Raw genomic sequence first — 22,007 nt, forward strand, 5'->3', positions numbered from 1 at the left:
ACCGGGTCGGTCACGCTGTGGGCGGTGCCGGCCACGTGGTAGGCGTTGAACGTCGGGTCGATCACCTGCAGCAGGCCCTTCGAGGGGATGCCGTTGCGCGCGTTGACGTCCCAGTTGTTCTGCGCGTTGGGGTTGCCGCCGGACTCGCGCATGATGTTGCGCTTCAGGCCGTCGTAGCTGCCCGGGATGCCCTTGGCCTTCATGATGGCCAGCGACTGCTTGATCCAGCCGTCCAGGTTCCCCGACGCAGCCGAAGCGGTGTGAGACACCGCGGCAGCGTGGTGGGCGGTCTGCGGCATCTCGGCCGCCGACGCCGAGGACGGCATCATCGTCACCGCGCCGGCTGCGGCACCCGCGGTGGCGAGGCCGGTCAGAACGAGGTTACGCAGGCGGGCAGAACGGGGGGTAGCAAAAATCGTAGACAAGGGGTCTCTCCAAAAGACGTCGTTAAGGCAACCAGCCAGGACCGGCCGACAACCCGTGGGCGCCGGGGCGAGGCCCCGCAGCCGCCGGAAAAGCAAGAACAGGCACTCCGGGAATCAACACCCGGTCGGCCCGCTGCTCCGGCAACGACAAACATGATTAAAGCCGGACAAAGCCCAGCGCAAGCATGTGACCTACTACCCCCAAGCGGAGAAATGTCCGAAATGTACCGATCTGAGGGTTACGGTCCAGCTCAGAACACGAGCCCGTCTACGACCCGCCATAGGACGTGACCCACCCCCTATGACCACCATCACCGCCACACCAACAGAGCGCACGCAACCGCTTGCACAGCGAAGCCAGCCGGACCGCCCAGGACAAGGAACACCGCCGGGCCAAATTGCCCCGCGTACGAGCCCCCCCCGCTATCGCGGGGCGACGGCCCTGACCCAGTCCTCGACGGTCACGACCTCCGCCCACTGCGGGAACAGCCTCTCGACGAGGAACCGGTGCACCTCAGGGTCGGTGTCCAGACAGGCGTCCGCCAGAACCGTGAGACCGAAGTCCAGGTCGACGGCACGCCACAGCGTGGACAGCACCACCGCGCTGGTCGCGATACCGGTGAGAACGAGACTGTCGATGCCGCGGGCCCTGAGCACCAGGTCCAGGTCACTGCCCGAGAAAGCACTCCCCCGCCGCTTGGTCACCACGACATCACCTTGCTGGGGAGCGACATCGTCATGGATCCCGGTACCAGGCTCGCCCTCGGTGAACAGGCCGGTCCGCACGATGTCTGCCATCACCTTGTTGCGGGGGCTGATTTCCGGGTCACCCGGACGTAATCCGATCACCACGTAGATCACGGGGATGCCGGCGGCCCGGGCTCCGTCGATCGCCCTGCGCAAGCGGGGCAGATATCCGGAACCGTCGTCGGCGATGGCGACGACGTCCCGTTGGACGTCCATCACCAGAAGCGCGCTGTTCGCCATACTCGCCGCCGTCCCTTCTGCACGGGTAAGAACAAAGGCAAGTCTGGTGGAGCGACCGAGCCGCGGTCAGGGGTTCGGGAGATCCTCGTCAGTGTCGCACCTCAGTACGCCCGTCCCACGACGGGCTCGATACCGACGCAACGCCTCCCCCGCCACGGCCCGTTCGCGGCGAGCGCCTGGAAGGCGGTGTCTTGCGTGCGAGTCTCAACTCTGTTGCCATGGAACGGACTTGGTGGCAACAGGCTGTCAGTAGCGGGGTTGCCTTTGCGAAATACGCCGCCCCGGGCGGCGGCGCGTTCGGTTTGCCGGTTCTCCTTCCCGACAACCCGACAAGGAGTCGAAAGGCACAGGGTGGATTCGTCGCTGGCGGGCAGGAGTGCGCTCATCACCGGTGCGGCGCAGGGTATCGGCGCGGCGATCGCGCGGTTGTTCGCCGCGCAGGGGGCCAGGGTCGTGATCGCCGACATCGACGAGGGCGGCGGGAAGGCGACGGCCGCCGCGATCGGCGAGGGCGGCGGGGAGGCGCGGTTCGTCCGGGCCGATGTCACCTCGGGGGCGGACCTCGACGCGGCGGTCCGGGCGACCGTTGCCGCGTACGGCCGACTGGACATCGCGGTCAACAACGCGGGCATCGAGGAACAGGGCGGCTCTGCGCTGCACGAACTCACCGAAGAGGCGTGGGACAGGGTGATGGCGGTGAACCTCAAGGGCGTCTGGCTATCCATGAAGGCCGAAATCACTCAGATGCTGGCCCAGGGCGGGAGCGGGACGATCGTCAACATGGCGTCCGTCGCCGGGCTGGTCGGCCTGCCGCTGGGCATCTCCGGCTACTCGGCGGCCAAGGGCGGAGTGATCGCGCTGACACGCACCGCGGCCATCGAGTACGCCGGGCAGGGCATCCGCGTCAACGCCGTGTGCCCGGGTGTCGTCCGCACAGCCCTGCTCGACCAGGCGATCAACGCGGGCATCTTCACCGAGCCAGAGGCGGCCACGCTGCACCCGACCGGTGTGCTGATCAGCCCCCAGGACGTCGCCCAGACGTTCCTGTACCTGGCCTCCGAGATGTCGAACCACGTCACCGGGCAGGCCCTGCCGGTCGACGCGGGCATGGCGGCCGGCTGACGACTGACCCCGACGACCGGGGACGAGCTCTTCATGTCGCCAGGCACGGTCCCGGCTACGACCAGCCCTCGCCACCCCACATCGGTGTCTCCTCGTACACCTCCCACTCCCCGTTCGGAACGCAAGCAGCCGCTCGACACCGTGGCGCGGCGGAAGTGGACCACGGTCTGAGGTCACCTTCAGGGCCGACGCCGCCGTGATGTGCCCGAGGCGCAGCGCACGGTCCACCGGATCAGCCCGCAGCAGCCCCGCGAGGAAACCCGCCGCGAAGACGTCGCCCGCGCCCACCGGCTCCACCACAGCGACCCGCAGGGCCGGGACCGTGACCGTCTCCGACGTGGTGAACGCCGTCGCCGCGCGGGAACCGTCCTTGACGACCAGGATCCGCGGGCCCGGGAGAAGGTCACGCACCGCAGTGGGGGTGAGATCCGGGCCCCACAGGTCCTGGGCCTCGTCCAGACCGACCAGGACGATGTCGGCCCGGTCCGCGAGAGCCCGCAGAACATCCGGGGCCATGCCCTTCGCCCAGAGAGCGGGGCGGTGGTTCACGTCGAAGCTGATCGCGTAAGGGCGGGCCCTGCGGGCGCTGAACACGGCCCGGCGGACCCGGCTCTCGGTGGCGGTCACCGGCCCGCGCGGCCGGTCCGACGGGCGGCACGAGCTGACCGCCGAGATGACCAACCGGGGTACGTCGGTGGCCGCGATGGTGCGCCTGTCCCTGGTGGACACGCGGTCCGGCGACCGGGTGCTGCCCGCCGAGTACGACGACAACTACCTCTGGCTGCTGCCCGGCGAGTCCCGGACGGTCACCGTGTCCTGGCCCGGCTCCGCCGCGGTGGCGCGACCGGGGCTGCGGGCCGAGGGCTACAACGTGCCGGAGGTGACGGGACGGCCGTATCCAGGACGGTCGTAGCCGGGGGCGGCGGCCGACGGGCGTCGTCGCCCTGGCCGCCGCGCCCGCTACCTCACACCCTGTCGGCGACCCTGGCCACCCGCTCGCCCGCACCCTCGGAGGAGCCCAGTGCCACTCGCAGCTCCGTCAGCCCCCGGAACGCCGGGAACGGCACCTTCAGCCACTGTGCCTCGTCGTCCGGGGTTTCCAGGGAGAGGTTCGGGAAGCGGGCGAAGAGGGAGGTCAGGGCGATCTGCATCTCCATTCTCGCCAGGGGGGCGCCGAGGCAGTAATGCGGGCCCGTGCCGAAGCCGAGGTGGTTGCTCTGCACACCCGGGCGGGTGATGTCGAAGACGTCGGGGTTCTCGAACACCGACTCGTCCCGGTTCGCCGAGGTCACGGCGACCTGCACCAGCGCGCCCTTCGGGATGACCGTGCCCGCGACCGTGATGTCCTCCAGCGCGTGGCGGAAGGTCGCGTTCTCGACCGAGCCCTCGTAGCGGATGACCTCCTCGATGGCGTTCGGGAGGAGGTCCGGGGACTCGATCACCTGCTTGAGCTGGTCGGGGTGCATGAGGAGGGTGTAGACGGCGTTGCCGATCAGGTAGGCCGTCGTCTTGTGGCCCGCGAACAGCAGCACCCACAGCGTGGACAGCAACTCGCCGTCCGTCAGCGACTCCTGCTCGTCCTTCGTCTGGATGAGGACGCTCAGCAGGTCGTCCTCGGGGGCGTTGCGCTTACGGGCGATCAGGACCTCGAAGTACTCCCGCAGCGTGGTCTCCGCCTCGTGCAGCTTGTCCTTGTCCTTCTTGCTGAAGCCGGTCCGCGCGACGACGCTGCACCACTGCTGGACCTCCTCGCGCTCCTCCTCGGGAACGCCGATCAGCTCACAGATCACCTGGAGGGGCAGCGGGAAGGCGAACGCCGACAGGAGGTCGACGGAGTCCTGGGCGGCGCACTTCTCCAGCAGCGCGTCCGTGATCTCCTGGACCCGCGGACGCAGGGCCTCGATACGGCGCGGCACGAACGCCTTGCTCACGATCCGGCGCAGCCGCGAATGCTTCGGCGGGTCGGAGAAGAGCATGTTGTCGTCCAGGGCGATGGAGGAGTCGCCGAAGATGGACCGGTAGGCGTCGATGGCCGCGTACATGTCCTTGCTGATCCGGGGGTCCGCCAGCGCCGCCTTCGCGTCCTCGAACCGGGTGATCAGGTACGACTCCACGCCGTGCGGCGGGGTCAGCCGGGACACCGGCGCGTTCTCCCGCAGATGCCGGTAGAGAGGGTGCGGGTCGGCGCGGTACATGGGGCAACCGCGCGACGCCGCGTCGATCGCCCGGGCAGTCTCGTCCGCGTTCTCCTGCTCTTGCATCTGAGTCATCGACGGTCCTTCTTCTCTTCCCGCAGTGGCACGAGGCGGCTGAATGCCGGAACGCAGAAATGCATTGACGCCACGCGGAAGGGGAAAACCCGATTCACCCTGACGCCGACCGGTCTTCGCGGCACGGCACGGACACGGAAACGCCGAATGCGCCGTCCGAGGGAAGGCTCGATTGCCGACCCGGTGGCCGTATGTCAGTTTCGAAAGCAGGGCCGCCACGAGTTCGAATTGCTGCCCGAACCACCACTGGGTCACTGGAGGAGGACGGGCCGTGGACAAGCGTGCCTCAGAAGTCGAAGAAAACGAAGGAATGCTGCCGGTATTGATCGTGGGCGGTTCGCTGGTCGGACTGTCCGCGTCGGTGTTTCTGGGCAGACTGGGCGTCAGCCACATGGTCGCCGAGCGCCGGGCCGCCACGTCGGAACACCCCCGGGGCCGGGGGAACAACATGCGGACCATGGAGCTGTTCCGCACCGCGGGACTGGAGCCGGACATCCGGCAGGCCGCGTCCTGCCTGGCCGGCAATCACGGCATCCTGCAGACGGACCGGCTCTCCGGCGGTGAGAGCAGCAGATGGCTCTCGGCCCGGCTCACCGGCGGGGCTCCCGAGAAGGGGCTGTGCTCCACCGTGCGGTGCGCGTGCAGCCAGAACGACCTGGAGCCGGTCCTGCTGGCCCATGCCCGTCGCCTGGGCGGGGACGTGCGCTTCGGTACGGAGCTGGTCTCCTTCACCGAGGAACCGGACGGCGTGACGTGCGAACTGCGCGACCGCGAGAGCGGTCTGACGTACACGCAGCGCGCGGCCTACCTGCTGGCGGCCGACGGGCCGCGCAGCCCCGTGCGCCAGCGCCTGGGCATCGGGCAGAGCGGCCAGGGCGACCTGTTCCACAACGTGAGCGTCACCTTCCGCAGCAAGCTGCTGCGCGAGGTGGTGGACGATCAGCGCTTCCTCGTCTGCTACCTGAACGGCACCGAGGGCGACGGGGTGCTGCTGCCCGTCGACAACGAGGAGAAGTGGGTCTTCCACATCCCGTGGTTCCCCGAGCGCGGCCAGACGCTGGACTCCTTCACCGACACGCGCATCGCGGACCACATCCGGGCCGCCGCGGGCGTGCGGGACCTGGACGTCGAGGTCACCGGGCGGGCCCCGTGGCACGCGGCGGACCGGGTCGCCGACCACTACCGGCAGGGGCGCGTCTTCCTCATCGGTGACTCGGCCCACGAGATGCCGCCCACCGGCGCGTTCGGCTCCAACACGGGCATCCAGGACGCCCACAACCTGGCCTGGAAGATCACCGCGGTGCTGCGCGGCTGGGCGGGCGAGGGGCTGCTCGACACGTACGAGAACGAGCGTCGGCCGGTCGCCCTGGCCACGATCGCCCGGGCCATCGAGCAGGCGGCCCGCGAGGAGCACCCCGGGTACGCGGCCGCGCAGAGCACGGCACAGAGCACCGACCTGATGACCGTCTCCCTCGGCTACCGCTACGTCTCGACGGCCGTGTCCGGCGCGGACACCGAGGCGCCGACCATTCCGGAGGAACTGCGCCTGGACGCGGACCCCGGTACCCGCGCCCCGCACATGACCGTCGTGCACGACGGGGAGATCAAGTCGACCGTCGATCTGTACGAGCGGTCCTTCGTCCTGCTCTCCGGCACCGCGGACGGCCCGTGGCCGTCGGCCGCCGAGGCCGCGGCGCTCCGGCTCGGCGTCCCGCTGGTGTCCTACCGCGTCGGCGCGGGCCTGGAGTTCGACCTCGACACCACGGACACCGGCGGCGACGGCGGCGCGGACTGGGCCGCCGTCCACAGCGTCACCCCCGAGGGCGCGGTGCTCGTCCGCCCCGACGGAATCGTCGCCTGGCGCTCCACGGACCTCCCGGCGGACCCCGCGCTCGAACTGACGCGGGTTCTCGACGACGTCCTCAGCCGCTGATCCGCTCTCAGACGCCCCCGGACCCTTCCACCGTAGGGAGCCCTTCCGCATGACCACCGATCTGCAGGCCCCGGGCGACATAAGCCGCCGCACCGCATCGGGCGGCGACGACGCCCGGCACGAACGAATAGACGTCCACCACCACTACACCGCCCCCGAATGGGTGCGGTGGGCCGGGGAGAACGGCGTGGTGGCCCCGGACAAGCTCCCGCCGTGGACCCGGTGGGACGAGAGCGCCGCGCTGGAGCTGATGGACCGCACCGGCACCCGCACCAGCGTCCTCACCGTCGCCATGCTGGGCCGCTTCAAGGAGGCGGCGGCGCGCAAGGAGAGCGCGCGGGTCGCCCTCGACGCCGCCGGTGACCTGTCCGCCCGGCACGCCGGCCGCTTCGCCTTCTTCACGCCCCTCTTCCTGGACGACCCCGACCTCTCCCGCTGGTCGGTCGCCCACGGGATGGACCAGCTGGGGGCCGTGGGCGTCAGCGCCCGCACCAGCACGGGCGACACGTACCTGGGCGACCCCGCGCTCGACCCGCTGATGGCGGAACTCGACGAGCGCGGCGCGGTGATCAGCACGCACCCCATGCAGGTGGACACCTCCGGCGCGCCCCGGGGCGTACCGCCGTTCGTGTGCGACTTCCTCATGGACACCACGCGTGCCGCCCTGAACCTGATCATGAACGGCACGCTGGACCGCTTCCCGCGGCTCACCTTCATCCTGCCGCACGGCGGCGGGTACCTGCCGTACATCGCGGGCCGGATCGAGGTCTTCGGCCGTCAGCTCGAACCGGCCGTCGACCCCGGCCGCGTGCGCGACTACCTGCACCGCTTCTACTACGACACGGCCGCGCCGATGTCGCCGTCGGCCACGCCCTCCCTGCTGGCCGCCGCGGGCTGCTCCCAGATCCTGTACGGCAGCGACTGGCCGCCCACCCCCACGCGCGTGGTCACCGAGGTGACCACGCCCGCGCTGGACGCGGACCCCGCCCTCGGCGAGCGGGAACGCGGCCACATCAACCGCGGGAACGCCCTGCGTCTGCTGCCCGCGCTCGCTCCCGCCTGAGTACGAAGGAAAAGAGAATGCCGCACGTCGACGAAGAAGAGATCCGCGGGAACGCGATCCGTACGGTGGCGCCGTCCCGGACGTTCACCGGTGTGGTGCGTTCCGCGGTCGGCAAGACCCATCTGATCCCGGTGCTGCTGGTCCTCACGGTCATGATGGTGGCGCTGTGGCTCATGGGAATGCCCTTCCTCCAGGCCCTGACCATCTCGACCGCGCTGAAGATCTCGATGGTTCTGCTGGCGGCGCGCAGTCTGCCGCGCGCCTCGAAGAACTGACGGACGCTTCAGGCCCCGTGGCCCGCCTTCTCGCCCGCGCCGCTCTCCCCCACGCCGGGCCACGGGGTCTCCGCGAGGTCGTCGTCGCCCGGGTGGGCCCGGCGCTCGCGCAGGTCCGCCACGGCCAGGACGAGGGCGAGGAGGACGATGGCGGCGGCGGTGAGCATCCCGAACTGGAGGGCCGTCGTGGCGCGGCCGTGGTTGGCGAGGTGTGCGAAGTACACGGCGCCGACCACGGCGATGCCCACGGACGAGCCGATGCGCTGGCCGGTCTGCATCACGCCGCCCGCCGCACCGGCCCGTCGCACCGGTACGAGCATGAGGGTGAGGGTGGTGTTGGGCGAGACCGTCAGGCCTGAGCCGGTGCCGCCGATGAGCAGCGGCAGTGCCATGGCCCAGCCGACGTGCTCGCCGGGCACCAGCTGAACGGCCAGCACCACGCCCAGCAGCCCCAGAATCACGGCGCTCAGGCCGATGACGACCAGGCTGCGGCCGTAGCGCATCACCAGCCGTCCTCCGAAGACCGCGCCGATCGCCGAGGCGGCGGCGAACGGGAGGATCGTCACTCCTGCGGCGAGGGGGCTGTAGCCCACGGAGTTCTGCAGGAACAGGGACAGTACGAAGAAGATCGTGGTGAGCCCGCCGAAGAAGGTGAGGCTGATCAGGGTGCCGAGCGTGAAGGAGCGCAGGGAGAAGAGGCCGAGGTCGATCAGCGGGGCGTCGCCCACGCGGGTCCGGTTCCGCTCCCATGCCCAGAAGGCGCCCAGCAGCAGGGCGCCCAGCGGGAGCAGGAGCCACTTCGCCCGTCCCTGCCACTGCTGTTCCTGGACCAGGGGGAGCAGCAGCGCGAGGACACCGGTGCCGAGGAGCAGTACGCCGACGGGGTCGAACTTCTCCCGTCTGCCGCCCGGCACCGGGAGGCGGGGCAGCAGCCGGTGCCCGGCGACGAGGGCGGCCACCCCGATCGGCACGTTGACGAAGAACACCCAGCGCCAGCCGTCGTCCGTGCCGGACGCGTGGAGCAGCAGTCCGCCCGCGAGCGGGCCGACGGCGGTGGACACGGCGATGACGCTGCCGTGGAAGCCGAAGGCCCGGGCCCGTTCGGCGCCCTGGAACATCTGCTGGATCAGGCCCGAGGTCTGCGGTGCGACCACACCGGCGGCGGCGCCCTGGAGCAGCCGGAACATCACCAGCCAGGCGGGGCCCGGGGCGAGGCCGCAGCCGATCGACGCGGCCGTGAACACGGCGAGGCCGATCAGCAGCGCCTGGCGGCGTCCCCGCAGGTCGCCCAGCCGTCCTGCGGGCGCGAGCGCGAGGCCGAAGGCGAGGGCGTACCCGGACACCACCCAGGACTGGGTGGCTTCGGAGGCGCCGAGCCCGCGCTCCATGGAAGGCAGCGCCACATTCACGATCGAGACGTCGAGCAGCGAGATGAAGCCCGCGGTCAGACAGACCCCGAGCGCTTTCCACCGCCGGTCGTCGAGAGCGGGCTTGTCCGTTTCTGTGGTCATGTGATCACGCTATGCGTGCGCGGTCGTACGGGCGGGGAAGGGAGGCGGGATGTCGTGGCTGGGTCACGCCCCTCAGCCGTCACATCTCCTCGTCCGGCTGGTCGTGGGCCGGGAACTCTCGCTTCCCGAGGTCGCCGCCGCCCACGCCGAGGCCCTGGCCGTACGGATTCGCGTCCTGCGGCTGCGGCACGCGGTGCTGACGGCGGTGGCCGAGCGCGGGCTCACTGTCGAGGAGACGGATCTCATGCACAAGCTGGCGCAGCTCTCCGAGGACGAACGTCGGCGTCTGATCGGGGACTTCCTCGAGTCTGCCTTCGGCGGTCTCGGCACCGGTTCCGCGTTCGCGGGGATCAGACGTTCGGTGACGCTCGAGCTGCCCGATGACGCCGAGCTGCGGCGCCTGCTGCTGGCCCGGCTGGAGAGCGTGAACGATCCGCGCCGGGACCGGTACGTCCAGCTCCTCGCGGTGATCAACGGCTGGCCCGCCCCGCAGGGCCTGACACCGGTGCTCGACTGGGCCGTTGAGGCCGTCCGCGTCCGAGTGGAGCGGTAGTGGGGGTCGCGTGGCGGCCGTGGCGGTCACAAGTCGCGGAAGTCCTTGACGGCGGGGTACGTGACGTGCGTGCAGCCGCGTCGGGTGGTGATGTCGTCGACGTAGGCGCGGAAGAGGGAGTCGACCGCCTTGCGGCCGAGGATGTCGTCGTAGGGCTGGGCGGTGGTCAGGGTGTGCAGGGCGGGCTTGCCGTCACAGACCGAGGATGCCCACCAGGTGCCGTCCTTGCCGCCCGCCGTGCCCGCCCTGATCTTCACCTCGTCGCCGAAGGAGTCCACGGCCACGGACTTCGTCTCGGAACCGGCGTAGGACACCGTGCGCAGCCACCAGGGCGAATGGGTGAGCGCGCTCTCGGCGTACTCGCGCTGATCGCCGTCCAGGCCGCCCGCGATGGCGCGGACTCGGTCGGGGCCGACCGCCAGCAGGCAGCTCTCCACCGGGTTCGCGTCACGGGCGGGGGTCGCCAGGGCACGGTCGGGCAGTCGCCGCTGCCCCTGTTCCTTGATCAGCCGTCCGGCCCAGCGGCAGGAACCGGTGGCTGCGGTGGCCGGGCTCAACGCGGAGGGGACGGCGGGCATCCGGTCGGGCAGAGCCGGGAGTCGGGTCCGGCAGCCGACCCGGTGGGTGAGCTGCCGCATGGCCGAGCGCGCGATGCGGGCCAGGCGCTTCCGGTCCTCGGCGGAGACCTTCCCGTACCGGGCAACGGCGGTGACCCTCAGCAGACTTGGGGCCTCCTTTCCGCTGCCGGGGCCGCACTCGGCACGTACCGCGGTGCGGAAGTTCGTGTACGAGCCCAGGGTGCCGTCGCCCAGCGGCCACTCCTCGGGGTCGATGTCGGCGACCGCGGTGACATCGGCTTTCGGGCGGTATCCGTCGTAGGAGGAGAAGGGAGCACGCCGGTCGCCGATGGTGTTCATGGCCTCGGGGTCGTCGCTGCTCCTGACGATCAGCCGGAACAGCTCGGAGGACTTGTGCGAGCCGGTCACCTTGTAGACGGTGCAGGCGCTGGGCAGTTGCCGTACGTCGAGCCAGTACTGCTCGTGGTCGTCGGATTCCGCTCGGACCGTGCCGCCCTGGAGATCCATCACCTGGGCCCCTGACACCAGGTGGTCGCATGCCTCGGCGACGGCGCGCTCGCTGGCGGCCCGGTCGCGGATGTCGTCGACGGTCAGCCGGCCCGCGTACAGGCTCAGCCCGATCCCGCCCACGGCCGTCGTCAGTACCAGTCGGCGCCAGGCCGCACCCATCGTGCTCTCCCCCGTCGGTCTCGCTCGCGGCGGCTGCCGCGTCGATCATCAAGGGTAGAGAGGAGGTGTCCGGGCCGTGCGGTCGGCCTTGTTCGACGGTCCACGGTCCTGCCCCCTGCCGCTCGGTCAGACGCGGGTGAGCCGGTGGAGTGCCCAGTGGACCATGGGGGCGTACAGCAGGGGAACCGGGCAGGCGGCCGTCAGTTCTACGGCGACTCGGGTGCCCGTGCCGTGCGGCGACATCGTGTGGGCCACCTGTACGGGGATGCCCAGGAAGACCAGCTGCCAGGTCCAGCTGCCCTTCGACCGGTCGACCTCCGTGACCGTGAACCGGCCACGCAGGAGACCCGCGACCTGCACCACGCCCCGGGCGCCCGGCCGGATGACCTCACCCTGCGTCTCGACGGCGCGCAGATGGGGTGCCCAGTGGGCCCAGCGGTCGTAGCGCGCATACCGCTCCCAGACCACATCGGGCGCCGCGGGGCCCGCGACCGTGACAAGGTGCCGCATGTCCGACCTCCCAGCGGTGTCGGGCCCAATCTACGGCGCTCGGCGCGGGGGTGCTCGGCGAGCGGGCGCAGTGGGCCGGGGCCAGGAGGTGGGTGGCCAGGGCTGCGCCCGGGTAGTCCGCCGCTTGCCAGGCGGCGACCGCTTCGGCGGGGCGGGTGGCCCTGTCGCCTTCTTCGTGGCGTACGTGGCCTGCGCGGGCGTCGCCTGGACGGGCGGGATCCACGTCGTCCCAGGAGAGGTGCCCGGGTGCCAGATCAACCCACGGCCGTCGTTCAAGCGGTTTCTCACAGCCGACGACCTGACCGGCGTTCCTCCCCCTTACCGCAGGAGTCCGGCGTCGACCGCTCGATCGCGCACGGTTCTCAGGCTGACGCGCGCGCCGGTCTCGTCCTCGACGTGCCATTCGGTCATGCCCTGGCAGGTCTTGGTGCCCCGGGCGACGGCTCCGGCTTCGTCGACGCGGCCGTAGGGGGTGCCGCCGGTCGCCGCGAGGATGATGCCTCCGTGTTCGTCGATGGTGGCCCAGTGCTCGGTGGAGCGGTAGGTGAGAACGATCCGGGTACCGGCTTGGAGGACCTGTGCCTGGACCATCTGGGCGACCTGCGTGCGGCGCCCTCGCGTGGCCGGTCTGCGCCGGGGCTGGGGTGCGGGAGCGGATGGTGCGGTGCCGTTCGGCGCGGGTGGCGTGGGGACGGGCAGGCCAAGTCGCCTGGGATCCCAGATGCGTTCGAACAGCCGCAGGTAGAGGTCCTGGCGGGTCTGGATGACCGAGGTCATGGTCTCCCCCGCGCCGAACGGCCTCAGCAGCTTGTCGAGTTGGTGGGTCCTGATGAACTCGCGCAGCACCGGGTTCCGGAGGTCGTACTTGGGGGCCATGATGCCCAGCAGGGTGTTGCCGCGGGCGTAGAAGACGGTCTTCTCGCTGAGGGGCAGGTCGTTGAGGCTGGAGTTCTCGCGTCCCAGCAGCAGCCCGAGTCCGCCGAGTTGGTTGCGCAGGCTGCGGAAGACGACCTTGTCGGGTATCTCCTGGCGCACCCGGTGATGGTGGTTGGCCCACAGGTGCTCGATGTGGAACTTGTCCCGGTCGAGGAAGTCGAGCACGTCGTACGGCCGTCGGCATTCCTCTTCGACGTAGGCGGTGGCCCGGGCGAGCAGGTAACGGATCTGGTGGGCGTTGTTCCCCCGCAGGCCCAGGGTGACCGCGTCGCGTATCGCTCCCCCGTCGTCCGTGACGAGACCGGCCAGCGCGGACGCGACGTCGTCCACGGTGCGGCATTTCCGCAGGAGGGGGACGAGTTCGGTGTGGACCAGGGCGTCGGCGTCGGCGGACTGGACGGGCAGATCCTGGAGGATGCGCAGGGCGTACCAGCGGTCGATGTACGCGGCGACCAGGCGGGCTTTGTCCTTGGCAGGGGTGGGCTGGTCGTCGGGGTCGATGGCCGCGAGGACGGCGACGGATTGGACGCCGAGCCCGTTGCGTTCGTTGAAGAGCACCGTCTCCAGGCGGTCACCGTCCGTCTTCAGCGTGCGGGTGGCAGCGAGGAAGGGCCGGTAGGCGCGGGCCGAGTCCAGGAGGTCCTGGACGAACTCGAGGAAGCGGTCGGGGCGGCCGGCGATCAGACCGAGGTGCTCGGCGTTGTGGCGCACCCACACGTTGAGGTTGGTGGTGATCTGGCGGCGGTCGTCGGCGTCGCCCTCGCGTGCGCAGCGGGCGAGGAGGTAGGCCTTGATGAAGCGGGAGGCCGCCTGGGGATCGTCGCGGTCGGTGGAGAGTTCCCGCAGCATCTCCTGCCACTGGGTGTTGAGTTGTTCCTCGCCCGCGCCGACGTTGGACAGCAGGTGGCTCTTGAGCAGGTCGACGGCGGTGAGGCGGGCGCCTCGGTCGTTCATCGTCTCGAACATGCGGTAGCCGTGGTCGCGGCCCGCCGCACGGATGCCGACCAGGACCACCCGCCTCAGAAGCCACTCGGTGAAGTGGCTCAGTTCCTCGGCGTCGAGTTCCTCCACGAGCTGGGATTCCATCTGCCGGCCGCGTGCCCACAGGTTGCGGCGGGAGAGTGAATCCCCCGCCCCCGTCTCGTACTTACGGCCCTCGCTGATGGCGCGCAGGACGGGGTCGTGGTCGGTGATGCCGACACTGAAGTGCTTGCCGTCGGGCGTGATCACGCGGTTCAGCTGGTCGAGCGTGTGAGAGTCCCCGACCTCCTTGGCCCACAACCTCAGTTGCAGGAAGAGCAGATGCAGGGTGACGAACCGCTGCTGGCCGTCGACGAGGAAGCGGCGGTTTCTCTCCGGCTCGTGGTAGACGAAGGGGCCGAGGAAGTACTCCGGCGCGGTGTGCGGGCGGCGCCGGTACGCCGAGTCACCCCACCAGTTCCGGAACGAGTCGCACAAGTCCCGCAGCAGCGTACGGACTTCTTCCTCGCCCCATGTGTAGTCACGCTGGTAGTAGTCGATCTCGTACGTCACATCCCGGAACAGCTCGTTCAGGTTGAACCCCTGAGACCTGATCTCGTCCGCCCCCATGCACCCACCCCTCACCTGCCGCGCCGTATCCCGCCGTCATGCTGCCAATGGGGGGTCGTGGCGTACAGACGGCGCGGAGGTCGGATTGGCGAGGAGTGAGGTGCGGGGTCGGTGAGTTGGAGGCCCGCTGGTTTCGTCAGCGGGCTTCCAGCTCTTCGGCTCGCCGGGTCAACTCGGCCGCGATGCCGTCCCAGTCCGGGCCGTGCAACGAGAGGTTCTGCGCGGCCTCCCGCAAGAGAGCGGGCTCGTCCGGGCTCTGCAGCAGCACGAGCCGATAGGCGAGGTTGCGAATCCACACCGGAAGACGGCCGTCGACCACGTGCGGGCACAGTTCGCGCAACATCGACAGGATCGCGTCCGCATCGCTCGGTCAGCGTGCCGTGCATGCGTTCCAACCTATGCCGTCATGATCCGCCGGAGCGGACCCGGTGCTGTGACCGGGAAGCTCCGCCGGGTCAGCTCGGTCGGTCCGGTCGGGCTGCTTCCCACCTCCATGAGGTGGGGCGAGGGCGGCCGTCGAGATCCGCGCGACCGGTGCACCAGAGAAGCACCTGGTTGGGGTCTCCGGGCGGGGCGTCGGGGAAGAGCCGGTCGAGTACGGCCGCGCTCAGCGGTGCTGGTGGCAGCCGGTCCACGGACAGCCCCTGCGTGATGTCGTGCGTGTGCAGCAGTGTTTCGGCGACGCCCATCGCCGCGAACCCCTCGGGGTCGCACGGACCCCAGTGCCAGGCACGCGAGGCCGGGTCGGCGGTGGCCAGCGCGCTGCTGAGGAGCCCACCGCAGGCGGTGACGGCCTGAAGCACCTCGGCCGGTGAGGCGGTGGGGCGGACGTTCAGATCGAAGGGAAGGTACGCGTCGGTGGGCTGGGCGGCCAGCTGCCCTGCGTAGGCCAGCAGGTCATGACCGACGTGCGCCGCCGTCTGCCAGCAGGTCCATTCGAGCTGCCCCGTCGGCACCGTCCAGTCCTCGGCGGTGTGAGGGCCGAGTATCCGCAGCATCTCTGCCACGGCGGCGTCGACGTCCTGACGGTTCACGCGGGACTCCTCGCGGTGCATGCTGTGCGGCTGGGCTCTGCCAGGCTGGCTCAGTCTGAACTTACGCTTCGCAACCGCTGGTTGAGGTGTCCGACGTCCCATCGGCAGGCCGGACGACACCGGGCCCCGGTAGCCGTCCGGCCTGCCGACGAGTGGCCGTTCGATGGGCCGCGTCAGCACTTCTCGCGCAGGGAGTGCAAGTACGCGCTGGAGCGGCGGGCGAAGCGGAAGGAGTCGGTGGGGTTGTCGTGTTCGGTCTGCCAGTGGTGGGACTGGCGTTGGCCGCGGAGGTGGGTGACGGCGGAGATGAAGCGCTGGTAGTCGATGTCGCCGTCGCCGACGTCGGTCATGCGGTAGCCGAACTCGTTCGAGGGATCGCTGACGCCGTCCTTGACGTGGAAGAGGGGGTAGCGGTGGGGGTGGGCGAGGACGTAGTCGAGGGGTTCGAAGGGGGCGGGGGTGCCGTCGGGGCGCCGGGAGAAGCGGAACTGGCCCGCGTAGGCCCAGTAGATGTCCATCTCCAGGTACACGAGGTCGGGGTCGGTCTCGGCGAGCAGGACGTCGTAGAGGCGGACCTTGGGGTCGTCGGCGGCGAAGGCGAACTCGTCGGAGTGGTTGTGCTGGTAGAACTTCATGCCGCGCGCCCTGGCCGCGGCGCCGTACGCGTTGAAGTCCTGGGCGGCGCGCTTCCAGGCGTCGACGGTCGAGCCGTAGCGGAAGGGGCCCGAGGCGGTGCCGATGTGCTTGAGGCCGAGGGCCTGGGCGTCGTCCAGGACCTGGTCGAGGTTCTGGGCGAAGGTGTAGGCGCCCGGGTCGTCGGAGTAGTAGCCGACGTGACTGCCGATCGGGGTCAGGCCGTGGTCCCGGGCGAGGCGCTTGAGGCGGGCGAGGGTGATGGGGCCGGCCGAGCCCTGGGTGTAGCCCGCGAACTCGATCTCGTCGTAGCCGTACTTCTCCAGCTCGGCGAAGACGGGCGCGAAGCCGAGGGTGCCGACCTTGTCGCGCAGGCTGTAGAGCTGGATGCCGAGGCGGCCGGGCGGGAGGACGGGGCGGCCTCGGCCGGTGGTGGACGCCGACGGGGCGGGGGCCGACGCCGAGGCGGGCCCTGCGGCGGCGCCCAGCAGCGCGGCGGCCGTGGCGCCCGCGGCGACGCCCAGCATGCCCCTTCTGGAGAGGCGGTGGGCGAGTTCGGGGTCATTGCGGGAAATGCGGCTCATGTGGGAACTCCGGGGTGTGGGCGGGCGTTGTCAGTGGTGAGTGCTTCACTGGGGACCAGGTGCACAGGACGGACCTGGTGACGGGTCGTCAGGTGAGGCCTGCGAGTCGGAGCAGGAGTGGTTTGACATCGGTGGCCGCGAGGCGGTCGCCCACGGCACGGGGGGTGGAGCAGATGAGGAGCGGACCGTCGTCGTCGCTCGCGGGAAGGCGCCCGTGGCTGCCCCGAATAGGTGACGGGTCCAGGGGTACGACCGCCATCCGGTAGCGCATGCCGAGCTTCTTGCGGGCGAGCGCTGCCGCGGCCTTGACCTTGACGTAGGGGTCGAGGGGGTCCATGAAGAGTTCGACCGGGTCGTAGCCGGGTTTGCGGTGGATCTCCACGAGCCGTGCGAAGTCGGGTGCCCGGGCGTCGTCGAGCCAGTAGTAGTACGTGAACCAGGCGTCCGGCTCCGCCACGGCGACGAGTTCGCCGGAGCGCGGGTGGTCGAGGTGGTGGGCCTTCTTGCCCTCGTCGTCCAGCAGTTGAGCGATGCCGGGCAGGTCGGCGAGGGCCGCGCGGGTGGCGTCCAGGTCCTCCGGTTTGCGCACGTAGACGTGGGCGATCTGGTGGTCGGCGACCGCGAAGGCACGGGACGCCATCGGGTCCAGGTACTCCATGCCGTCCTGCGTGTGCACCTCCAGCAGCCCGGCACGGCGCAGGGCGCGATTGATGTCCACGGGGCGGTCGGCCCGGCTGATGCCGTACTCGGAGAGGGCGACGACGGTACGGCCTTCGGCGTGGGCGTCGTCCAGGAGCGGTGCGAGCGCGGCGTCCAGGTCGGCTGCTGCGGTGAGAGAGCGCGGGTCGTCGGGGCCGTAGCGCTGGAGGTCGTAGTCGAGGTGAGGGAGGTAGCAGAGGGTCAGGTCGGGGTGGCGGGTGCGCTGGATGTGGCGGGTCGCGTCGATGATCCAGCGGCTGGAGGCGAGTCCCGCGCCGGGCCCCCAGAACTGGAAGAGGGGGAACGTGCCGAATGCCGCGGTGAGTTCGTCGTGCAGATCGGGAGGGCGGGTGTAGCAGTCGGGTTCCTTACGGCCGTCGGCGTAATAGACGGGGCGGGGGGTGACGGTGAAGTCGGTGTCGGCGCCCATGGCGTACCACCAGCAGATGTTGGCCACGGTGTAGCCGGGGTGGACCCGGCGGGCGGCGTCCCAGAGCTTGTCTCCCGCGACCAGGCCGTTGTGCTGGCGCCACAGCAGGACGTCGCCCAGCTCGCGGAAGTACCAGCCGTTGCCGACGATGCCGTGCTCGGAGGGCATGACGCCGGTCAGGAAGGTGGACTGGGCGGCGCAGGTGACGGCGGGCAGGACGGTGCCGAGGTGGGCGCGGGAGCCCTGGGCGGCGAGTTCGCGGAGGCGGGGCATGTGCTGAAGGAGACGGGGGGTGAGGCCGACGACGTCCAGGACGAGCAGGGGGGTGGGGCGGCCGGACGCGGACTGTGGCGGCGGCGTTGCTGGGTGGGGCGCGGGCTCGGGCGGGGTTGCGGGGCGGTGAGTCTCGGACCCCGGTGAGGGTGCCGGGCGGTGAGTCCCGGGCTCTGGTGAGAGTGCCGGGCGGTGGGTCACGGCAGCTCCTTCAGGCCAAGGTCGGTGAGCAGGTCGCGGGCGAGGGCCAGTTCGGCGGCGATGCCGTCGGCGAGCTGGGCGCGGGTGCGGGGCCTGAGCGTGGTGGGGAGGGCCTGCCAGGTGTAGGTCTCGACCTCCAGGTGGCGGGTGAGCGGGTGCGGACCGCCGACGAGGCGGGTCAGGGCGGTGCTGAGGACGGGAAGGGTGGAGGTGAGGGGCGCGGCGGGGGCCGCGTGCAGGGGGACGTGGACGTGGGTGCGCCACGGTGCGGTGTCGGGCAGGGAGCCGTCCTGGAGGGCGTCGCCGAGGTCGTCGGTGCCGTGTCGGCCAGCCGCGGTGAGGGTGCGGGTCTGGTGCAGGAAGCGGGGCTCGGCGAAGGCGGCCAGCGCCTCGCGGACCTCCGGGCGGTGCGGCTGCTCGGCGTGCAGTGCGGCGGAGAGCTGGGATTTGACGAGGGGGACACCGGCGCGGACGAGGCCGTCCAGGGCGGTGTGCGGATCTTCGAAGGAGGTGGCGAGGTGGCAGGTGTCGACGCAGATGCCGATGCGGGCGTGCGCGATGTCGGTGAGCGGGGTGAGGGCGTCGGCGGTGGTCTCGATGACGCAGCCGGGTTCGGGTTCGAGACCGACGCGGAGAGAGCGGCCGGTCATCTCCGCCAGGGCGTCGAGACGTGCACCGAGGGTGCGCAGCGCGGTGCGGGCCGTCTCCATGCGGGCGGGATCGGCGACGGTCCGCCAGGCGAGCGGCAGGGTGGAGATGCTGCCCTCGGCGATGTCGTCGGGGAGGAGTCCGGCGAGGATGCGGGCGAGGGCGGTGGTGTGGCGGAGCCGTTCCGGATCGGCCCAGTCGGGCTTGTAGACGCGGTACTTGACCTGCTGGGAGCCGAAACCCTCGTACGGGAAGCCGTTGAGGGTGACGACCTCCAGGCCGCGCCGGTCGAGTTCGGCGCGGAGGGCGCCGACCGCATGGGGGTCGTTCTCCAGGGCGAGGGCGGCGTCCTTGGCGAGCCAGAGGCCGATGCCGAGGCGGTCGCGGCCCAGACGGCGCCGGACCGGTTCGCAGTGGTCGCGCAGCTGGGCGACGACGGCGTCGAGGGTTTCGGCGGGGTGGACGTTGGTGCAGTAGGCGAGGTGGACGAGAGAGCCGTCGGGGTGGCGGAAGCGCACGGGTCACTCCTCCCCGGCGGGTACGGCGGCGGCGTGGCCGGGCTCCGCGTCGCGGGGGACGCCGCGGAGGATGGAGTTGCCCTCGTGGGTGGGCTCGGTCGTGGCGACGGCCAGGTCCAGCCGCCCGCTGAGGCCGTAGAAGGCGACGGGGTTGCGCCACAGGACGCGGTCGACGTCGTCCTCGGTGAAGCCCTCCTTCAGCATCAGGTCGGCCACTTTGCGGGTCTTCAGGGGGTCGCTTCTGCCCCAGTCGGCGGCGGAGTTGACCAGGACCTGTTCGGGGCCGTAGGAGCGGAGGATCGCGACCATCCGTTCCTCGTCCATCTTGGTGTCGGGATAGACGGAGAAGCCGAGCCAGCAACCGCTGTCCTTGGCCTCCTTGACGGTGGTCTCGTTGAGGTGGTCGACCAGGACGCGTTCGGGGGCGAGCGCGGACTCCCGGACGGCGTCGAGAGTGCGGCGCAGACCGGTGAGCTTGTCGCGGTGCGGCGTGTGGACGAGGGCGGGCAGGCCGTGGTCGGCGGCGAGCTGGAGCTGGGCGGCGAGCGCGGTGTCCTCGGCGGGGGTCATCGAGTCGTAGCCGATCTCACCGACGGCGACGACCCGGTCCTTGACGAGATAGCGGGGCAGTTCATCGAGGACGGGGGTGCAGCGGGGGTCGTTGGCCTCCTTGGGGTTGAGAGCGAGGGTGCAGTGGTGGGCGATGCCGTGCTGGGCGGCGCGGAAGGGCTCCCAGCCGAGGAGGGAGTCGAAGTAGTCCAGGAAGGAGGCGGTGGAGGTGCGGGGCTGGCCGAGCCAGAAGGAGGGCTCGACCACGGCACGGACACCGGCGGCGCGCATGGCCTCGTAGTCGTCGGTGGTGCGCGAGGTCATGTGGATGTGGGGGTCGAAGAGGCGCATCAGGACTCCTTGCGGTGGGGGTCGCGGTCGTCCGTGGTGTGCGGCGGCGGGCCGGGCTCGGTCAGGGCCAGAACGTGGTGCAGGTCCTCGGGCACGGGACGCCCTGCGGCGGTGCGCTCGGCGGCGAAGTCGGTGAGCATACGGGCGAGTTCACCGTCGCCCTGGGCGCGTACGGCGAGCTGGGCGACATGGGTGACGGGTACGCCGGTGAACAGGCACTTCAGGACGGCATGCCGCCACAGATGCGGCTCCAGATGGCGGGCGGCGTAGGAACCGACGGCGGCGGCCAGGAGCCGGGTGTCGTTGGTGCGCAGCGCGTCCTCGACGAGAGGGAGGGCGTCGGGGCCCGGTACGAGGTCGGGCAGGGCGTGCAGGACGGCGCGGCGTTCGTCGGCGGTGCCCCGGTGGTAGAGGCGGGCGAGGTCGGCCGGGGTGGGGGCCGCCGCGTACAGGAGGAGGACGCGGGCGGTGTCCGCGTACGTGGGGCCGCAGCGTCGGCCGGCCTCCGCGAGGCGCAACTCCCAGGCAGGGAGGGAGCCTTGGGTGGCGGCAGGGTTGGCGGCTTCGGCCAGGGCGCGGTCCAGCCAGTCGCGGGCGGGCTGTGCGAGGTGGGTCCGTAGGGCGTGGAGCGGGGACGCGGAGCTGGCGTCGAGATCGAGGGAGGTGTTGTCGGGCACCGGAGTCGTGTGGGGGTGGGTCACGCACTGCTCCCTTCCGTGGACGGGGTGGGCCGGGTGGCCGGTGCTGCCGCCTTGAGGAAGGGCAGGGAGATCTCGGCGAAGTGGGGTCCGGCGTGGGAGTGGCGGGGCAGTTCGACCACGGTGAGGCCCCGGTAGGGGGTGGCGGCGAGGGCCGCGAGGACGGCGGGGAAGTCGATGTCGCCGTCCCCGAAGGGCAGGTGTTCGTGTCGCCCGCGCCGCATGTCCTCGATCTGGACGTGGCGCAGCCAGGGCGCGGCGGCGCGGACGCAGTCGGCGGGAGAGAGGGGTTCGAGGCACTGGCAGTGGCCGATGTCGAGGGTGAGACCGAGGTGAGCGGGGTCGCCGAGAGCGTGACGGAGGTGGTGGAAATCGGCGAGGGTGGCGAGCAGGTGGCCGGGCTCGGGTTCGACGGCGAGGGGGATGTCGGCGGCGGTGGCGGCTTCCAGGACCGGGGGGAGCGACCCGGCCAGCCGGTCCCAGGCCGTGTCCTCGTCCGTGCCGGGCGGGAGCGTGCCGCTGAAGCAGTGCACGGCGTGGGCGCCGAGGTCGGCGGCGACCTGGACGGCGCGGATCAGCAGGTCGGCGCGGCGGGCCCGGTCGGCGGGGTCGGGATCGAGGAGGGAGGGGCCGTGTTTACGGCGCGGGTCGAGCACATAGCGGGCCCCCGTCTCCACGGTGACCTCCAGGCCGAGCGCGGCCAGACGGTGGGCGACCCGCCGGGTGCGGGCGGCGAGGTCCGGGGCGAGCGGGTCGAGATGCATGTGATCGAGGGTCAGGCCGACGCCGTCGTAGCCGAGGTCGGAGAGGAGGGCGAGGGCGTCTTCGAGACGGAGGTCGGCGAGGCCGTTGGTGCCGTAGCCGAAGCGGAGGGTGGTGGAAGCGGCGGGGCGCTGGTCGCCGGTGCGGGGCCGGGTCGCGGAGGTCATGTGACGCTCACCTTCTTGGCGATGCGGGCGGTCGGCGG

The 22,007-nt window shown here is 71.0% G+C and carries 19 protein-coding genes and 3 pseudogenes; 6 read left to right on the forward strand and 16 right to left on the reverse strand.

All coding sequences use genetic code 11. The annotated features are described in order from the left end of the window. Positions 1 to 425 (reverse strand): hypothetical protein (locus B079_RS33850; protein WP_037801511.1); only part of this gene is annotated, 425 nt, incomplete at its 3' end. 423 nt (positions 426 to 848) lie between these two features. Then, positions 849 to 1,412, reverse strand: coding sequence for a cysteine hydrolase family protein (locus B079_RS0111395; protein ID WP_018545928.1), 564 nt, complete (start codon positions 1,410 to 1,412; stop codon positions 849 to 851). Between the two features lie 351 nt (positions 1,413 to 1,763). Between B079_RS0111395 and B079_RS0111400 the strand changes: the two genes are divergently transcribed. Continuing rightward, on the forward strand, positions 1,764 to 2,534 hold the full coding sequence (locus B079_RS0111400; RefSeq protein WP_018545929.1) for a glucose 1-dehydrogenase: 771 nt from the start codon (positions 1,764 to 1,766) through the stop codon (positions 2,532 to 2,534). A 210-nt stretch (positions 2,535 to 2,744) separates the two neighbouring features. Here the strand turns inward: B079_RS0111400 and B079_RS33855 are convergent. After that, positions 2,745 to 3,263: pseudogene (locus B079_RS33855) on the reverse strand (PfkB family carbohydrate kinase); the annotation flags it as partial. On the opposite strand from B079_RS33855, the gene B079_RS35165 reads away from it, so the two are divergent. Continuing rightward, complete coding sequence (locus B079_RS35165) at positions 3,151 to 3,447, forward strand: glycoside hydrolase family 2 protein (RefSeq protein ID WP_018545930.1); 297 nt, start codon at positions 3,151 to 3,153, stop codon at positions 3,445 to 3,447. The pseudogene B079_RS33855 and the gene B079_RS35165 sit on opposite strands and share 113 nt — an antisense overlap. Positions 3,448 to 3,499: 52 nt before the next feature. On the opposite strand, the gene B079_RS0111410 is transcribed toward B079_RS35165, so the two are convergent. Beyond that, positions 3,500 to 4,804, reverse strand: a complete 1,305-nt coding sequence (locus B079_RS0111410) for a cytochrome P450 family protein (protein ID WP_018545931.1) — start codon at positions 4,802 to 4,804, stop codon at positions 3,500 to 3,502. A gap of 310 nt (positions 4,805 to 5,114) precedes the next feature. Between B079_RS0111410 and B079_RS0111415 the strand changes: the two genes are divergently transcribed. From B079_RS0111415 to B079_RS0111425, 3 genes are read left to right on the forward strand one after another with little or no spacing between them, the layout of a single operon-like run. Beyond that, positions 5,115 to 6,737, forward strand: a complete 1,623-nt coding sequence (locus B079_RS0111415) for an FAD-dependent oxidoreductase (protein WP_026248582.1) — start codon at positions 5,115 to 5,117, stop codon at positions 6,735 to 6,737. Between the two features lie 49 nt (positions 6,738 to 6,786). Then, on the forward strand, positions 6,787 to 7,800 hold the full coding sequence (locus B079_RS0111420) for an amidohydrolase family protein (protein WP_018545933.1): 1,014 nt from the start codon (positions 6,787 to 6,789) through the stop codon (positions 7,798 to 7,800). A 17-nt stretch (positions 7,801 to 7,817) separates the two neighbouring features. Beyond that, entirely contained in the window at positions 7,818 to 8,075 is a 258-nt protein-coding gene (locus B079_RS0111425; protein ID WP_018545934.1) for a hypothetical protein, read from the forward strand. An 8-nt stretch (positions 8,076 to 8,083) separates the two neighbouring features. On the opposite strand, the gene B079_RS0111430 is transcribed toward B079_RS0111425, so the two are convergent. Continuing rightward, positions 8,084 to 9,586 (reverse strand): MFS transporter, encoded by a 1,503-nt coding sequence (locus tag B079_RS0111430; RefSeq protein WP_018545935.1) that lies wholly within the window; start codon positions 9,584 to 9,586, stop codon positions 8,084 to 8,086. A 91-nt stretch (positions 9,587 to 9,677) separates the two neighbouring features. Between B079_RS0111430 and B079_RS31725 the strand changes: the two are divergent. Next, positions 9,678 to 10,139 (forward strand): annotated as a pseudogene (locus B079_RS31725) (MerR family transcriptional regulator); the annotation flags it as partial. 26 nt (positions 10,140 to 10,165) lie between these two features. Here the strand turns inward: B079_RS31725 and B079_RS0111440 are convergent. The 11 genes and pseudogenes from B079_RS0111440 to B079_RS31735 form a co-directional block, all read right to left on the reverse strand. Next, positions 10,166 to 11,386: a hypothetical protein gene (locus B079_RS0111440; RefSeq protein WP_018545937.1), complete on the reverse strand. Its 1,221-nt coding sequence runs from the start codon at positions 11,384 to 11,386 to the stop codon at positions 10,166 to 10,168. Between the two features lie 126 nt (positions 11,387 to 11,512). After that, on the reverse strand, positions 11,513 to 11,896 hold the full coding sequence (locus B079_RS0111445) for an SRPBCC family protein (RefSeq protein ID WP_018545938.1): 384 nt from the start codon (positions 11,894 to 11,896) through the stop codon (positions 11,513 to 11,515). 318 nt (positions 11,897 to 12,214) lie between these two features. Further along, positions 12,215 to 14,422 carry a DUF262 domain-containing protein gene (locus tag B079_RS0111450; RefSeq protein WP_018545939.1) on the reverse strand — a complete coding sequence of 736 codons (2,208 nt, stop codon included), beginning with the start codon at positions 14,420 to 14,422 and terminating at the stop codon, positions 12,215 to 12,217. Between the two features lie 136 nt (positions 14,423 to 14,558). Continuing rightward, positions 14,559 to 14,789, reverse strand: a pseudogene (locus B079_RS31730) (hypothetical protein); the annotation flags it as partial. 88 nt (positions 14,790 to 14,877) lie between these two features. Continuing rightward, complete coding sequence (locus B079_RS0111460; protein WP_086022371.1) at positions 14,878 to 15,456, reverse strand: maleylpyruvate isomerase N-terminal domain-containing protein; 579 nt, start codon at positions 15,454 to 15,456, stop codon at positions 14,878 to 14,880. A gap of 173 nt (positions 15,457 to 15,629) precedes the next feature. Beyond that, positions 15,630 to 16,673: a sugar phosphate isomerase/epimerase family protein gene (locus B079_RS0111465; RefSeq protein WP_026248583.1), complete on the reverse strand. Its 1,044-nt coding sequence runs from the start codon at positions 16,671 to 16,673 to the stop codon at positions 15,630 to 15,632. Positions 16,674 to 16,761: 88 nt separating this feature from the next. Further along, positions 16,762 to 18,075, reverse strand: a complete 1,314-nt coding sequence (locus B079_RS0111470) for an alkaline phosphatase family protein (protein ID WP_018545943.1) — start codon at positions 18,073 to 18,075, stop codon at positions 16,762 to 16,764. Positions 18,076 to 18,272: 197 nt separating this feature from the next. Continuing rightward, complete coding sequence (gene eboE / locus B079_RS0111475; RefSeq protein ID WP_018545944.1) at positions 18,273 to 19,442, reverse strand: metabolite traffic protein EboE; 1,170 nt, start codon at positions 19,440 to 19,442, stop codon at positions 18,273 to 18,275. A gap of 3 nt (positions 19,443 to 19,445) precedes the next feature. Continuing rightward, the gene (locus tag B079_RS0111480) at positions 19,446 to 20,342 is read right to left on the reverse strand and encodes a TatD family hydrolase (protein WP_018545945.1); all 897 of its coding nucleotides are present in this window, start codon (positions 20,340 to 20,342) and stop codon (positions 19,446 to 19,448) included. Next, entirely contained in the window at positions 20,342 to 21,043 is a 702-nt protein-coding gene (locus B079_RS0111485) for an EboA domain-containing protein (RefSeq protein WP_018545946.1), read from the reverse strand. Before B079_RS0111485 ends, B079_RS0111480 begins: the two co-directional genes overlap by 1 nt. Next, a complete protein-coding gene (locus tag B079_RS31735) occupies positions 21,040 to 21,969 on the reverse strand; it encodes a sugar phosphate isomerase/epimerase family protein (protein WP_018545947.1) in 930 nt (309 codons plus the stop codon). The genes B079_RS0111485 and B079_RS31735 overlap by 4 nt, the downstream gene beginning before the upstream one ends. Between the last annotated feature and the right edge of the window lie 38 nt (positions 21,970 to 22,007).

It is taken from the genome of Streptomyces sp. LaPpAH-108 (genome assembly GCF_000373625.1).
In the GTDB taxonomy this organism is placed as follows: domain Bacteria; phylum Actinomycetota; class Actinomycetes; order Streptomycetales; family Streptomycetaceae; genus Streptomyces.

Coding starts and splice junctions, on each gene's coding strand:
- B079_RS0111420 (WP_018545933.1), top strand. CDS start 6,787: ATGACCACCGATCTGCAGGCCCCGGGCGACATAAGCCGCCGCACCGCA.
- B079_RS31735 (WP_018545947.1), bottom strand. CDS start 21,969: ATGACCTCCGCGACCCGGCCCCGCACCGGCGACCAGCGCCCCGCCGCT.
- B079_RS0111470 (WP_018545943.1), bottom strand. CDS start 18,075: ATGCCCCGCCTCCGCGAACTCGCCGCCCAGGGCTCCCGCGCCCACCTC.
- B079_RS0111410 (WP_018545931.1), bottom strand. CDS start 4,804: ATGACTCAGATGCAAGAGCAGGAGAACGCGGACGAGACTGCCCGGGCG.
- B079_RS0111480 (WP_018545945.1), bottom strand. CDS start 20,342: ATGCGCCTCTTCGACCCCCACATCCACATGACCTCGCGCACCACCGAC.
- B079_RS0111395 (WP_018545928.1), bottom strand. CDS start 1,412: ATGGCGAACAGCGCGCTTCTGGTGATGGACGTCCAACGGGACGTCGTC.
- B079_RS0111450 (WP_018545939.1), bottom strand. CDS start 14,422: ATGGGGGCGGACGAGATCAGGTCTCAGGGGTTCAACCTGAACGAGCTG.
- B079_RS0111445 (WP_018545938.1), bottom strand. CDS start 11,896: ATGCGGCACCTTGTCACGGTCGCGGGCCCCGCGGCGCCCGATGTGGTC.
- B079_RS0111465 (WP_026248583.1), bottom strand. CDS start 16,673: ATGAGCCGCATTTCCCGCAATGACCCCGAACTCGCCCACCGCCTCTCC.
- B079_RS0111425 (WP_018545934.1), top strand. CDS start 7,818: ATGCCGCACGTCGACGAAGAAGAGATCCGCGGGAACGCGATCCGTACG.
- B079_RS0111440 (WP_018545937.1), bottom strand. CDS start 11,386: ATGGGTGCGGCCTGGCGCCGACTGGTACTGACGACGGCCGTGGGCGGG.
- B079_RS0111415 (WP_026248582.1), top strand. CDS start 5,115: ATGCTGCCGGTATTGATCGTGGGCGGTTCGCTGGTCGGACTGTCCGCG.
- B079_RS0111430 (WP_018545935.1), bottom strand. CDS start 9,586: ATGACCACAGAAACGGACAAGCCCGCTCTCGACGACCGGCGGTGGAAA.